The sequence below is a fragment of the Bacillus sp. 275 genome, from assembly GCF_001999205.1.
Taxonomy (GTDB): Bacteria; Bacillota; Bacilli; order Bacillales; family Bacillaceae; genus Bacillus; species Bacillus velezensis.
The window spans coordinates 613333-627663 of record NZ_CP019626.1; the positions used below are offsets into that span (position 1 = coordinate 613333).

At 43.6% G+C, this 14331-nt stretch carries 15 protein-coding genes and 1 pseudogene; 6 read left to right on the forward strand and 10 right to left on the reverse strand.

Translation table 11 applies throughout. From position 1 onward, the window contains the following. Positions 1 to 112 precede the first annotated feature (112 nt). From ccpC to fadH, 8 genes are all read right to left on the reverse strand, one after another. Positions 113 to 994 (reverse strand): transcriptional regulator CcpC, encoded by an 882-nt coding sequence (ccpC, locus tag BZ167_RS02390; protein ID WP_007611101.1) that lies wholly within the window; start codon positions 992 to 994, stop codon positions 113 to 115. Positions 995 to 1133: 139 nt separating this feature from the next. Continuing rightward, entirely contained in the window at positions 1134 to 1577 is a 444-nt protein-coding gene (gene cbpB, locus BZ167_RS02395) for a cyclic-di-AMP-binding protein CbpB (protein ID WP_003154608.1), read from the reverse strand. Between the two features lie 143 nt (positions 1578 to 1720). Continuing rightward, entirely contained in the window at positions 1721 to 1912 is a 192-nt protein-coding gene (gene abbA / locus BZ167_RS02400) for an antirepressor AbbA (RefSeq protein ID WP_003154609.1), read from the reverse strand. Between the two features lie 140 nt (positions 1913 to 2052). After that, complete coding sequence (locus BZ167_RS02405; RefSeq protein ID WP_007409617.1) at positions 2053 to 2571, reverse strand: ribonuclease H-like YkuK family protein; 519 nt, start codon at positions 2569 to 2571, stop codon at positions 2053 to 2055. Between the two features lie 122 nt (positions 2572 to 2693). Further along, positions 2694 to 2933 (reverse strand): YkuJ family protein, encoded by a 240-nt coding sequence (locus BZ167_RS02410; protein ID WP_003154613.1) that lies wholly within the window; start codon positions 2931 to 2933, stop codon positions 2694 to 2696. Between the two features lie 443 nt (positions 2934 to 3376). Then, positions 3377 to 4597 carry an EAL domain-containing protein gene (locus tag BZ167_RS02415; protein ID WP_007409615.1) on the reverse strand — a complete coding sequence of 407 codons (1221 nt, stop codon included), beginning with the start codon at positions 4595 to 4597 and terminating at the stop codon, positions 3377 to 3379. A 141-nt stretch (positions 4598 to 4738) separates the two neighbouring features. Continuing rightward, on the reverse strand, positions 4739 to 5287 hold the full coding sequence (locus BZ167_RS02420; RefSeq protein ID WP_031378778.1) for a hypothetical protein: 549 nt from the start codon (positions 5285 to 5287) through the stop codon (positions 4739 to 4741). Between the two features lie 113 nt (positions 5288 to 5400). After that, on the reverse strand, positions 5401 to 6165 hold the full coding sequence (gene fadH, locus BZ167_RS02425; protein WP_061861423.1) for a 2,4-dienoyl-CoA reductase: 765 nt from the start codon (positions 6163 to 6165) through the stop codon (positions 5401 to 5403). 144 nt (positions 6166 to 6309) lie between these two features. On the opposite strand from fadH, the gene BZ167_RS02430 reads away from it, so the two are divergent. From BZ167_RS02430 to BZ167_RS02445, 4 genes are all read left to right on the forward strand, one after another. Next, a complete protein-coding gene (locus BZ167_RS02430) occupies positions 6310 to 7173 on the forward strand; it encodes a metallophosphoesterase (RefSeq protein ID WP_060675295.1) in 864 nt (287 codons plus the stop codon). Between the two features lie 74 nt (positions 7174 to 7247). Next, complete coding sequence (locus tag BZ167_RS02435; protein ID WP_088462390.1) at positions 7248 to 7742, forward strand: L,D-transpeptidase family protein; 495 nt, start codon at positions 7248 to 7250, stop codon at positions 7740 to 7742. A gap of 75 nt (positions 7743 to 7817) precedes the next feature. Continuing rightward, the gene (locus tag BZ167_RS02440) at positions 7818 to 9110 is read left to right on the forward strand and encodes an MFS transporter (RefSeq protein ID WP_015239757.1); all 1293 of its coding nucleotides are present in this window, start codon (positions 7818 to 7820) and stop codon (positions 9108 to 9110) included. 122 nt (positions 9111 to 9232) lie between these two features. Beyond that, positions 9233 to 9697 (forward strand): YkyB family protein, encoded by a 465-nt coding sequence (locus BZ167_RS02445; protein ID WP_003154622.1) that lies wholly within the window; start codon positions 9233 to 9235, stop codon positions 9695 to 9697. Between the two features lie 42 nt (positions 9698 to 9739). Here BZ167_RS02445 and cheV read toward each other — a convergent pair whose 3' ends face one another. Continuing rightward, a complete protein-coding gene (gene cheV / locus BZ167_RS02450) occupies positions 9740 to 10651 on the reverse strand; it encodes a chemotaxis protein CheV (RefSeq protein WP_039251615.1) in 912 nt (303 codons plus the stop codon). Between the two features lie 188 nt (positions 10652 to 10839). Between cheV and BZ167_RS20280 the strand changes: the two genes are divergently transcribed. Together BZ167_RS20280 and BZ167_RS02460 are read left to right on the forward strand one after the other, a co-directional pair. Continuing rightward, the gene (locus BZ167_RS20280; protein WP_007409608.1) at positions 10840 to 11001 is read left to right on the forward strand and encodes a hypothetical protein; all 162 of its coding nucleotides are present in this window, start codon (positions 10840 to 10842) and stop codon (positions 10999 to 11001) included. A 200-nt stretch (positions 11002 to 11201) separates the two neighbouring features. Then, positions 11202 to 12415, forward strand: a pseudogene (locus tag BZ167_RS02460) (aminotransferase A). On the opposite strand, the gene BZ167_RS02465 reads toward BZ167_RS02460, so the two are convergent. Then, entirely contained in the window at positions 12396 to 14216 is a 1821-nt protein-coding gene (locus tag BZ167_RS02465; protein ID WP_015417363.1) for a PAS domain-containing protein, read from the reverse strand. The pseudogene BZ167_RS02460 and the gene BZ167_RS02465 overlap by 20 nt on opposite strands. Positions 14217 to 14331: the final 115 nt, after the last annotated feature.

Here is a 14331-nt window from a genome sequence, read left to right on the forward strand (position 1 = left end):
ATGATCACCTCGTAATTGATAATGATTTTCATTAACATATATAACACTTTAAATGATAATGATTTTCATTGTCAATAAAAAATAAAAAAAAGACAGCATGATTGCTGTCTTTCTAAAATGGGCGTTCCTGCTTCAGCATATCTTTAATGACAGAAACAAAAGCCTGCACTTGTTTTAATTCAAATGCCGGCTCATATCCGAGCAGCCATGTGTCACGGCCGATCGGATGGTCCTTTGTATCAAGCAGGGGCATTTTATTTACTTTGTCTTCCTCTTCCAAGGTGACTGACGGCAGAATGGCATAACCGATCCCGTGCAGCGCCATCTGCTTGCACGTTTCAATCTGATCGACAAGGATGGTCTGTTTCGGCGAGGTTTTGAATTTTTGATGCCACCAATGCTGAATTTCCTGAAAATATGTACTGTCACTTTTGAATTGGATAAACGGCCGATCGGTATGGGCTATATCATCAATACAGGAAATTTCCGTATCAACCAAATATAAATGATCGGTCATTAAATAATCTTTCCGGCCTTTCCATTCAGGATTTCCCCGGATAATGCCGATATGTACCTGATCTTCATACAGACTTTTCAGCATTTCGCTGCTCCACCCTGTAATGAGAGAGACCTTTGCATTCGGATAACGCTCCACATATGTTTTTAACACTTTCGGAAGCCAGTGCTGCCCGATAATGGAGGCGACGGCAAGCTTTAATGTGCCGTGAATCTCACCCTCAAGTTCATCAATGTTTTCTCTGATTCTTTCTTGCCGATCCGTGACGTCATTTGCAAATTGTATGATTTTTTCTCCTGCCGGCGTTACCGTAAGTCCTTTTTGAGATCTTAGAAAGATCTTTGTTCCCCAGGCTTTTTCAATGGTCTGCAATCGCTGGGACAGAGCCGGCTGTGACACGAATAACCGTTCGGCAGCCTTCCTCATGTTTAATTCCTCAGCTAAAACTACGAGCATATGAAGCTCTTGAAGCTGCATGTCGTCCTCCTTTTCAATGCCTTTCGTATTTCTTATCTACCATTCTAATAAAATAAAGGCTGCCGAGGCAAGCGCCACTCATATGTATGCGTTTTCTTTTTCCGGCATGCAAAAGAACAAATAGGCTGATCGTGCGAGCCTACTTATTCAATGATCTGATATGACTGCTCAACTGTTTTAACACGACTCTTCTCGTGAAAATGCCTTCAAAGACGCCTTCATCATTTTCAACGCAGACAAAGCCGTTGTTAATGACCATGCTGAACCCTTTGATAATCGGATCATTGATGTGGAGACGGGGAATGTCTTTCAGCATGACTTCCTCAACCGTAATTTGGTCCAGCTTCTCAAACTCGATCCGTTCAAGTCCGAAAATGCTGTTCATAATCATATTTGTCCCGATCAAACCGTGCAGACGGTACGAAGCGTCGAGGACGGGAATGGCGGTATAGCCGGTTTTCGTCAGCACTAATAGAGCATGTTCAAGGTTGTTTCCGACTTGAACGTGCGCCACTTTATCCGCCTCGATCATAAATTGTCCGACTGTTGCATCAAGAAGCTGATCTGATTGTAAGCTAATCATGTCACTTCGACCCCTTTACATTTTTCATCAAAGCATGTATTCCCTATATTGCAATAATATAAACATTATCATTTTTTGTCGAAAAGTTTCCGTCAATAAAAAAGATACTCTTTGCAATCGAGTATCAATTTATAGGCCGCTGATTAATTTTCGTTCCGAAAACGGTCATAGAGCGTTACGAGTTTTTTATAAGTGGTTCCATCAACGCTTTTTGACCCTGCTTCTATATCATTGATTTCGCTGGTCAAAAGCTCAATGGCATATTCTTGATTGATCAGGATATTCAGCAGAAGTTTCTGTTCTTCTTCCGTAAATCGTTCACTGATAAGACTCATACGTAATCAGGCCCCCTATTTTTAACTGAATACCTCTGAAAGCAATGTAAAATTTGCTTTCAGCTCTACCGCTAGAATAAGTAAACAGAAAAAAATCGTCAACCGCATAATTCGACATTTTGCGGATTCTGTATGAAATATTATTTTGTGTAACGATTGGCATAACTGAATGCTGTGCAGGAATCGGGCTTGATTTTCGCTTCAATGCCCATCGAGGTAATGCGGCCGGTCATTTCTTGTATCAATTCTTTTGTCAGTCCTTTTTGACCGATATCCAGATGCACTTCAAATGAAAGATCCGCCCCTTCATCCGTAAAAGGCAAGAGCAAATCTGTCAGTTCCATAAGACGGCCGTCGAGGATATGCGCAGCCATCTCCTGGCTGAACGCGGTTTCCAGCGAAATTTTTTCGCGAAGGCTATGTATCGGTCTTGCAAGATCATGATTTTTCAAACAGCCCCAAGCTCCCTTGCCTGTACGGTGCAAGTGTATAGCTGTAATAAACTTTGTGAAGTCGCGGTAAACTTGTGAATCAGTCCCTACAGACAGCACGTATGCTGAACGGGGGTCTTTATTGACAAAGCGTTTCAGCCGCTCCGTCACGTCTTGAAAGGTCATCTGTGCCTCAGAAAGATTATAAAACAGAAAAGAATCAGCCATGTACGGACACTCCTCTTTCCAGAGTCTACAACCAAACGAACAAGCACGTTCCTTTGCATAATTTAATAAAGCTCCGCTTGCGGAAGACCGGAAGCTTGGTCAGCCTGAAAAATCAAATCAAATTACTGAAGGAGCTCAAAAATTTCAATAGAAATCATGTCAATGTTATCAAACGGATATGTGTTAGGTTTTTCACCTTTTTGGAAAACCGTCAGTTCAAACGTTTGATTTTTTTCGAAATATTTAACACTGCAAATTTTTTCGCCGTTAACTTCAAAATAACGCTGCATCGGCTCGTTAGCCGCTTCCGCTGTTTCTTGCAGACTTTGCAGCCGCGTGATGATACCCATTAATTGTGACATTCTAAAAAAAGACTCCTTTCAAAAAACAACTTCAAATCAACAAGTATTTATTATAATACAAGTTCTACAGAGCATCATACCATAAAGTAGACCGGGATGGCATTTTCCCGCTGGATTTTCAAAAAGAAATAAACGGGAAAACCGTGTTTTCGAATAGTTTGAAGCTTTTTTCGGAATGTCATACACCTTTCAAAAATAATTTTTCGCTTTTGGAGCCGCCATTATCAGATGTATGTAAGGAGAAGCCTTTTTATGCGAGACGGCATAAAAAAACTTGGCGGGGGTAGCGCCAAGTTTTTTCGGATCTTGATCTGATAGAGGGGTTGGGGAACAGAGAGTAACTTCTCTCTATAACTAAATGATAATGATTATCAGTATCATTGTCAATCGTTTTTTAAAACTTTTTTCAAATGAACAAAAAAAAGCGGCATACAGCAGCCGCTTTAAAGTAACCCGTCCTGTTCATATAAATAAGAGTAAGGCAGATCGATAAATAAATACATATTGTCATCCATCGGGTATGAAAAGGTTCTGATCATCTCACCTGTTTCAATATCACTGTACAGGTCACTGAAAAAGCCTTTTCTTGAATTCCGCATCTTCATGATGTTTTCTAAAAAGTACGGACGCCAGCTCCAGTTTTTCTCCATGTATTCAGGCTGATAAAGCCATTCGCCGGACTGCTTGAACACATTTCCCGTCAGCTGATAGCCTTCTTCATCACACATATAAATTCTGAAGCAGCAGTCGGTCAGGTTTTCCGCCAGTTTTTTAATAAACTCATCGTCCGCCTGATGGGTTTTCTTCAGTTCGGAAACTGCCTGATTGACCCGCTTATAAAAATTCTCAGAGTGTTCATATACCGTTTCCAGCTTCTTTTTTTCTCTCGTAATAAATTGCTGAAACTCCGTTTTCAAGCGTGCTTTTAACAGGCTCCGGTCTATAAAATCCCCGCTCGGCGCCTGCAGATAATAGCCTTGAAAAAATCGGCCTCCGTTTCTCCATGCGTACTGGAGCTGAAAATCAGCTTCTATATCTTCATACAGCAGCGCGGCGCCGATTTTTCTCGCCAGCAATGAAATGCTGTACAGCACATGCTCATATGATGGTGACGGCTGAGATACCTTCAGCGCCTGCAAATCGATTTTCAGAAGGTCCGGTGAAAGGAGCGCGATTCTGTCCAGGTTGCTGCTCTCCTTACCTATATTGTCCACCGCGATTTTAATGCCGTATGTACGATAGTAGGCAAGCATATGGTACAGCTGTTCAATGTCGCCTTCGAAATTGTGCTCGGTGATCTCAAGCACAATACGGTTCAATTCAATGCCCTGCTCTTCGTATTCTTTTAAAAGCTCAAGAAAGCTTTCGCCGTGGTCAAGCATCAATACATTCGCATCCTGATTGATAAAAATCAACAGATCACGGTCAGCTTCTTTAAACCGCTCCAGCGCCTGCCTGATGACTCTGTCATCGACCTCAAGCTTATATTCTTCCGGAATGCCGGAATCTAAGAAAAACGGCCCGAGGCTCTCAATCTCCGCATCTGCCAAAATCCGCCCAAGCACTTCGTAGCCTACGACTCTTTGTTCCTCAGCGTTAAAAATCGCTTGGTAATACGGAATGACATCATCAATATTCGTCAGTATATCAAGTGGGTCCAACATGTTATCACCTGCTTCTCTATCTTTGTCTGATTATACACAATTATATCAGCACCACAAATGTTTAGATTAGGGGAAAAGGAGGCAGTATGGCCGCAGCTTAAAATAAAAGGGGGACATTTTTAAGATCACTCTTCAGACCGGTTAATTAAGGACGTTATTCATTTGTTTCACAATCACAAATAAAAGGATAAATATAAGAGCATTATAACCGGCAGCTGTCCAAAAATAATGGCTCCAATCAGTTCTGTTATATATCCAATCATCCTCATGTTCCAACTGAAAGAAAGTTCCTTTTTTATCTAAAGTGCCAAATGTAAGAGTTGTTAACCCGCCAACACTCTCGGAAACGTCAACTCCATACATTGAACCCGCATGATCAGTATGATGTATTGGCATATACGTATAATCAGATAAAATTGTTTCCGCCAGCTTAGTTGGCAGAGACACATATAATACAGCCGATGTATCGCCTCCGAGCCCACTCAAATACTCCCTGGCTTTAATAAATTTCGTTTCATCAGGAAAATCGATGTGATATAGCTTTTCAAATCTGATTATTTCATCAGATGTAAGATTGGTATTTTGATAATACTCCGGAGTAAAAGCACAAATAATAAAGTACCAAATATTAAAGATGATAACGAAACTGCTTACAAATAGTACAACGAACCATTTTAATAATTTCTTCAATTAATCGCCCCTTAATCTTTCAAAATTATATCATAATTTTGAATAGAAAATAAAACAAGCGAACGGCGGCTTTAACGTTCGCTTGTTTTGCAAAATAATCAATATATGAAAAATTAAAACGGATAAGGATTCAGCCATTGACCCCCGTCCATTGTGATACAATCCCCGTTTATATAGGACGCTTCATCAGATAGCAAAAACGCTGCCAACGCGGCGATTTCTTCCGGTGTGCCCAGCCGGCCGAGCGGCACACTGTTCATAGTGCGGGACACCGCTTTTTCCGATTCAAACAGCTTCTCCGCACCGCCTGTCCGTTCAATCGGGCCTGGGGCTATCGCGTTTGTGCGGATGCCGTATTTGCTCCCCCATTCAACGGCCAGCGTTCTTGTCAGTGACAATACCCCCGCTTTGGCTGCAGCGGAATGAACGACACCCGCTCCCGCTCCCCATGCGTATGTAGCGGCCATATTTAAGATGACGCCCTTCTGCTCCTGCTCGATCCAATGCCTTGCCGCTGCTTGGCTGCAGAAAAATGTGCCGTTTAAAACAATCTCAATAACAGCTTTCCATCCATTGGGCGTCAGCTTCTCTGCCGGGCAAATAAAGTTGCCGGCCGCATTGTTAATCAGCGCATCGAGCCGGCCAAAGACTTTTTTCGCTTCTGTAATCATGTCTGAAGCGGCGGAATCAGAACGGACATCCATTTGAAAACAGGCGACCTGCCCCTCAAAGGTCTCAATTTCTTTTTTTGTTTCCTCAAGTGCTTCATGGTTCCTCCCTGTCACCATGACGTGCCATCCTAATTCAGCCTGTTTTTTCGCCATTGCTTTTCCCATGCCGCTTGAACCGCCTGTAATGATTACCGATTTCTTATCCATAACAAACCCACCCCTTATTATTGAATGAATAATCATTCATAATTTTATCACAGATGTCTTTCCGCGTCATTACATGCTGAGAAGGGATTTTTCAGCCAAGCTGATGATATAATAGAACAACTCTGACAAAGGTTGGTTTTACATATGGAGAAAATGACCAGAAGAACATTTTTAAAAAGAGGATTCGGCATTTTGGGTGCAACTCTCGCAATGGCTTGCGGAGGTTACGGCTATGCCCGGTATATTGAACCGCGCATGATTGAGATCACCCGGCATACAATCACCAGCCGCCTGATCCCCCGCGGTTTTGACAATTTTAAAATCGTTCAATTCAGCGATACGCATCTCAGTGATGTGTTTACATCCGGTGACTTGAATAAAGCAGCGGAAAAGATCAATCAGCTGAAACCCGATCTGCTCATCTTTACGGGAGATTTAATTGATAAGCCGCATTTATTTAATGATCACCAGCATGCACTCGCCGTGCTGCAAAATCTTGAAGCTCCCTTCGGCAAACTTTGTGTTTACGGAAACCATGACCACGGAGGCTACGGTACGAACACGTACAAGGCTCTGATGGAAGCGGCTGATTTTCAAGTGTTTCGAAACGGCTATCGTCAGGTGCAGCTGACAGACGGAAGCCGGATTGAACTCGGGTTTTTGGATGATGTAATGCTCGGAAAACCCGATTATGAAGGCACCCTGTCACGCCTTTCCGAAGATGCGTTTTCCATTTTAATCGTCCACGAGCCTGATGCCGCTCTCAAGATAGGCGGATATCCCGTAAACCTCCAGCTGTCGGGACACACTCACGGCGGCCAGGTCCAGCTCCCGTTTTTCGGCCCTCTCATTACGCCTCCTTACGGAAAAACGTATACCGACGGCATGTATACGCTGCATGACACAGCCGTTTACGTCAATCGCGGGCTCGGTACGACAAGACTGCCGTATCGATTTTTAGCCAGACCGGAAATCACGCTGTTCACATTGAAAACCGAGCAAAAATAAGACTTTTATCCTGATGCACAGACACCCCCTCCGTAATATGTATATGGAAAAGAGCAAAAAGGAGGGTGATGAAACTGCTGACATATCAAGTGAAACAAGGAGAAACCATCTCAAGCATTGCGCAAGACTTCAGAATAAGCACTGCTGCTCTCCTTCAGGCAAATCCCTCAATCCAATCGGTCATATACGCGGGACAGCATATTATCATACCGAATCTTCCCGACCCATCCACCATTCCCTACTCCATCATCGTGTATATCGGAGCGAAGAAACTGGAGTTATACCGCCTTGGCAGGCTCATCCGTACGTACCCCATCGCAGTCGGAAAAATATTGACGACCACGCCGACCGGAGAATTTTACATCGTGAACCGCCAGCCTAAGCCCGGCGGCCCGTTCGGCGCTTATTGGCTCAGCCTCTCTAAAATTCATTACGGCATTCACGGAACAAATAATCCTTCCTCCATCGGCAAAGCGGTATCAAAAGGATGCATCCGGATGTACAATCAGGACGTCACTGAACTTGCCGCTACCGTTCCTAATGGAACAAGGGTGACTATTATAAGATAGAAAGATCTTATTTGTTAATGGAACGAGCTGATGATAATATATTACAGTGGGACCTTTAGGGTAAGGAGCGTGTTTATGGATATATTTAAAAATCGCAATTTTGTCCGTCTCTTTTTCGCAGCACTCGCTTCTCAAATGGGAACGACTGTAGGTAATATGGCTTTCGCTTTTTACTTGCTGGACCATTTTTCAAACCAGCCGGCATACACGACTTTGGCTGAGCTGATGTATTCACTGCCGACAGTTTTCGTATTTCTGATTGTCGGTGTCGCAGCTGACCGGCTTGACAGAAAAAAAGTCGCAGAGAATTGTGACTGGATCAGAGCCGGACTGACGATCGTATTGTTTGCCGCATTATACACCGGGAGCATCCCTCTCGTGTTCTGTATTTTGTTCATCAGAAGCGCCGTGACCAAGTTCTTTTTCCCGGCGGAAGCCAGCCTTGTACAAGCTATTCTGCCTAAGGAGCATTACGCGAAAGCGGCGGGACTTAACCAGATCCTGTTCAGCATCTTCATGGTATTCGGCGTAGGTATAGGCGCGTTTATGTATAAAACGATCGGTATTCACGGAGCCATCATCCTTGATTTTGTCAGCTTTATTGTATCAGGCTTTCTGATCCGCGCGTGCCGCATTCCGAAAGAAGCCCGTCAGCCGAACGGCCCTTTTAAATGGGGAGATTCGTTTCTGAAAGACTCGGTCGCTGATTTTAAGGAAGGGATCGTATATATTGTTAAAAACAAATTGCTTGCTTCCCTTATTTTCGGCTTTTTTATCTTTGGTTTTGTCAACGGCGGCTTTGCCGTACTGCCGATGTTTACGATGAAATACGGACTTGCGCCTGATCATTACGAATCACATACTTCCATCTTCACCGTCGCACTCGGCTTCGGCCTGCTTGCAGGAAGTGTGATCGGAACGATGATCGCAAAAAAAGTCAAACCGCATCATTTGATGTCGATTCCTATTTTGGCAGCCGGACTGCTCATTTTTGTCCTCGGCTATACGGATAAGCTGTGGATTTATTATGCGGCGGCTTTCGTCCTCGGCATGTGCATCGGCCCTGTCAATATCGCCATCGGCGGCTGGATGCCGAAAATCGTTCATCCGAAAATAATGGGCCGGGTCAGCGGCTGGCAGGATCCTTTTATGATGTTTGCCCAATCAATTACACTCGGACTGGTCGCCCTGTTGTTTCCGAAATTCGTTACCAATATTGATTACCTTTATTACGGCATGGGAATCGTGATTTTAGCGGTATTTGTGTTCTATTTTATCGCTCTTCCGAAATACAGCGCCGAGGCAGCAGAGATCGATGTGCAGCAATCATTAAAGGCTGATTCTGAAAAACATGCGAAGCCTGTCTAATAAAGGAAAAAGATGCGCCCTTTTCATCAGAAAAAGGCGTATTTTTATAATCAATATTTGCATTTCAACGCTAAAAAAGTATAATCTATATATGAACTTGATCAATGCAAAGGAGAGAAATAATGGACGACCACGCTTATTCGAAAGAGCTGCAGCCAACCATCGAGAATCTTTCAAAAGCTGTTTATACTGTGAACCGCCATGCAAAAACCGCCCCCAACCCTAAATACCTTTATCTGCTGAAAAAACGGGCATTACAAAAGCTTGTGAAAGAAGGCAAAGGGAAAAAAATAGGGCTTCACTTTTCAAATAATCCCAGGTTTAGCCAACAGCAGTCAGACGTACTTATCTCTATCGGAGACTACTATTTTCACATGCCTCCAACAAAAGAAGACTTCCAGCATCTTCCGCATTTAGGTACGTTAAATCAATCGTACCGCAATCCTAAAGCACAAATGTCTTTGACAAAAGCGAAAAACGTATTGCAAAAATATGTGGGCTTAAAGGAAAAACCGCTTGCCGCCAACAGGCAGCAGCCCGCTTATCATAAACCCGTATTTAAAAAACTTGGTGAGAGTTATTTTTAATTCCGCCGCAAAAAAGCCGATGCGTCATGCATCGGCTTTTTTCTATTCAATCACGTACGTATCCACTTTTTTAATGAGCTCGCTGATTTCAGGCTTGCTGATCTGTTCATCCGCTCCGACGACTTCGCCCCGGTGGCGCAGGTCGTCCGTAATCAGGGACGAGAAAATCATAATCGGCACATCAGAGCTTTGCGGGTTATCCTTAAGGAGCTTCGTCAAACGATGCCCGTCCATTTTCGGCATCTCAATGTCACTGATAATCATGTCAATATGGTCTGACAGGTTTGCTCCGTTATCCGTCAGTTCCACGACGTAATCATACGCTTCTTTTCCGTTTTCAAACGTAACGATTTCACTGTACCCCGCCTCAGTCAGCTCATCCGTCAAAAGACGCATCAGAAGCGGAGAATCTTCAACGATGATCAGTTTTTTACCCGCCCGTCTTTCATCAAATCCTTCCTGATGGACATGATAAGTCTCAACTCCGGATGCCGATTCAATATCGTAAATGATCTTTTCATAATCAGGCAGAAAGATCATCGTCTCTTCCAGTTTGATGATTCCCGTTAAATGCCGCTCCATGCCCTGGTTCAAGGAAGTCGGCTTTTCAATCGCCTCCCAGGACACCCTGTGGATTTGTGAAACGGAACCGACGTGAAAGACGATTTTCCGCTTGTTGAATTCCGTTACGATATATTTATCGTCTTTTGCTCCTTCGGCATCAACGCCGAAAAAGGTATACAGACTGATGACGGGAAGAATTTCGCCTCTCAGCTTAATCATCCCTTCTACGTCTTTATGAGACTGAGGCACAGATGTGACATCTACCGGCTGAATGATTTCCCGGACTTTCATCACATTTATGCCAAATGTATTGACGCCTACTTCAAATTTGACGATTTCTAATTCGTTTGTGCCTGAATCCAATAAAATATCGTATTGTTGTAAAGACAATTCAATCCCTCGCTATCCGCATTCAGTATTGTACTGTATATATCGGCTGGAAACGGAAAAAGTGAATGTATTCGGTCCAACTGGCCATGAACTCTTTATAAAAAAATGCTTTTTTCTGATATCCCATTGACTTTTTGACATCGAGTGGTAAAATAGTCAAGGATTTTTCAGGAAGAAGGGTGTAATAAATGGGTACAGTAGTCATATTCGACCAAGATCAAATGACGGTGTTAGAAGATATCAGCAAAACGGCTTACCTGCAAATGAAAAAAGAGGCGAAAGAGCGTCCCGACAAGCCCGCTCCATACATCTTATGGCGGGAAGACGTCAGCTTTGAATACGGGTATTAATGACATTCGCCACATATCACAATAGATAGATCATGATACAATGAAGACAATCATTTCAGCTGGTTGTCTTATTTTTTTCTGAAAGAAGGTATGTTTTCACATATCGGACATATACTCGGGATAGTTCAATAAAAAGATGACAAATGCTCAGCTAGTGGTAAAATAGGAGAAACTCAATATATAGTATAAGGTGATGAATTATGGAACATTTGCTTAATCCGAATGTAAAAGAAATTGAAATTTCAGGAATTCGCAAATTCTCAAATCTTGTAGCTCAGCACGACAATGTCATTTCGCTTACGATCGGTCAGCCGGATTTCTTCACGCCGCACCATGTCAAAGCGGCTGCCAAAAAGGCAATCGACGATAACGCAACGGCATATACTCCGAATGCGGGCGGCCTTGAGCTGAGACAGGCCGTACAGCTTTATATGAAGAAAAAAGCTGATTTGAATTATGAAGCTGAAACTGAAATTATCGTCACAACCGGGGCAAGCCAAGCGATTGACGCGTCTTTGCGGACGATTTTATCTCCGGGCGATGAAGTTATTCTCCCCGGACCGATATATCCGGGCTACGAACCGATCATCCGCATGTCGGGCGCCGTTCCGGTCCATGTGGATACGACGACACACGGATTTAAGCTGACGGCGCGGCTCATTGAAGAATCGCTGACACCAAAAACAAAATGCGTCATTCTTCCTTATCCGTCAAATCCGACCGGAGTGACATTGTCTGAGGAAGAGCTGCAAAACATCGCAGCCGTCCTGAAGGGCAGAAATGTTTTTGTCCTGTCTGATGAGATTTACAGCGAATTAACCTATGACAGACCGCATTATTCGATCGCGTCTTATTTGAGAGACCAGACGATCGTCATCAACGGCCTGTCAAAATCACACAGCATGACGGGCTGGAGAATCGGTTTCATTTTCGCACCGAAAGAAATTGCCAAGCACATCTTAAAAGTTCACCAATACAGTGTGACATGCGCGTCTTCAATCTCTCAGAAAGCGGCTCTTGAAGCGGTGACAAACGGTGTTGATGATGCGCTTATTATGAGAGAACAGTATAAAAAGCGGCTTGACTATGTATATGACCGTCTTGTTTCAATGGGGCTTGACGTCGTAAAGCCGTCAGGCGCATTTTATATCTTCCCTTCCATTAAGTCATTCGGAATGTCATCGTTTGATTTTAGTATGGCTCTTTTAGAGGATGCAGGTGTGGCTCTTGTGCCCGGCAGCTCGTTTTCAAAGTTGGGTGAAGGGTATGTGAGGCTGTCATTCGCATATTCACTGGATACATTGAGAGAAGGCTTGGACCGGCTGGAAGCATTTATTTTAAAAACGAGAGAATCCATGCAGACTATTTAAACAACGGCATAACGCCGTTGTTTTTTATTGTTTCGGGAATGTAATATGAAAGGCCGTGCCTCTATCCGGTTTGCTGTCTACTTGGATAGCTCCCTGGTGGTTTTTAATAAGGTTGAATGTGACCATCAGCCCCAGGCCGGTTCCTTTTTCTTTCGTTGTCAAAAACGGTTCGCCTATTCGTTTCAGCACGTTTTCCGGTATCCCGTCACCCTCGTCTTTCACCGTCACATTAACGGAATACTCATCTTCTGTCATGATGATGTGAACCGTTCCCCCATCCGGCATCGACTCAACGGCATTTTTAATCAGATTGATAAACACCTGTTTCAGCTGATTTTGATCACCGTTAATATACATGCTGTCATGTTCGTAATCCGTTTTGATAAAAATCCCTTTAAGATTTGCCTGTGTCTCTAAAAGAGCGGTCACTTCACTTATAATTTTCTTTAAGTTTACACGCTCTTTCACGGCGTTTTGCTGAGGTTTGGCAAGCATTAAAAGCTCACTTAAAATCAATTCGATTCTGCTCAGTTCAGAAAACACAATTTCAAAGTAATGTTCGTTTTCCTCCATCGTCGGCTTCATGAGCTGTAAAAATCCTTTGATCGCCGTCAGCGGATTGCGGATTTCGTGAGCGATTCCCGCCGCCAGCTGCCCTGCGATAGACAGCTTCTCCGACTTCAGCATTAATTCCTCAGTCTGCTTCCGCTCAGAAATGTCACGCAGAATGACCTGCACGGCCGTTTCTCCGAAAAACGTCGTCGGAATGCAGACCATTTCCGTGTAGATCAGCCGGTTTTTAAAGGTAAACCACGACTGCTTAATGATTTCTGACTCGGTCTTTCGGTCGATAATATTTTGGATCCGCTGTTTTACGCCGTCATGATCGCAGGGATGAAGCTGATCATAGACGTTTTTCCCGATTAAATCTTCATAGGTTTCAGCCTCAAACAGCGAAATGCCCGACTCATTCATGAATACCCATTTATCATTGTGAATCACGGCGATCGTGTCAATTGAATTCTGAATGAGGAGCTGATAACGCTCTCTGCTTTTTTGCAGAATCGTTTGGAATTTTTTCCGTGAAGAAATATCAATCAGAAGCAGCAATTCCGCCCGCTGATTTTTATATGTCGTCGGTGCCGCCTTTACTTCTAAATGAACGGGCGTGCCGTCGAGCCTTCTCCACGTCTGTTCGATCATTCCGACTTCCATTCCTTTTTGCATCCGCACAATTCGGTTTTTCACAATGTCGTGATACTCTTCTTCAATAAACTCATAAGAGCGCCTGCCGATTACCTCGTCTTTGCTTTCGGCTCCCAGCATGGCAAGCATCGCGTTGTTGGCGTAGGCGATTGTGCCGTTGATGCTGACATATAAAGGATTCGGCAGCATTTCGACAAGACGCTCGAATTCGCCGTTTCCAGCCGCATCTTCCGACTGTTGTTCTGCCTTTTGCTTCTTTTGTTCATACATATAAGGCCGGCGGGGCGTCTTCTCCTCAAGCACCTTGATTTTGAGGATGATTTCCCGATCCGTCCCCTCCATTTGCGGTGTGACAATTTCCACACCCGCTTCAAGCCATACGATGGTATGATCTTTTTTAATAAGACGAAAGGTGCAAGGCATCAAATGATGCTCATTATAGAAGTAACTTTCAACCAAAAATTGATCTTCTTCATGCAGGAACGTTTTGAGAAATGACCCGATCATCTCTTCCTGAGAATAACTGAAGTACGATTTGCAGTTTGCAGAAATATACATAATACGCCCGTTAGACGTCAAAACGGCATGAAGATCGGTTTTCGATTGAAACTGTTTGACATGCTGAGTATCCTGTTCCACAGAATCCCTCCTTTGCATTATACTCGCACTGCAGGCTGGACACGGACTGATATAAAAAGAAATTCCACTAGATTGATTCGCTAAAAAATGAGCATTCTCCTTCTATTCTTATTGT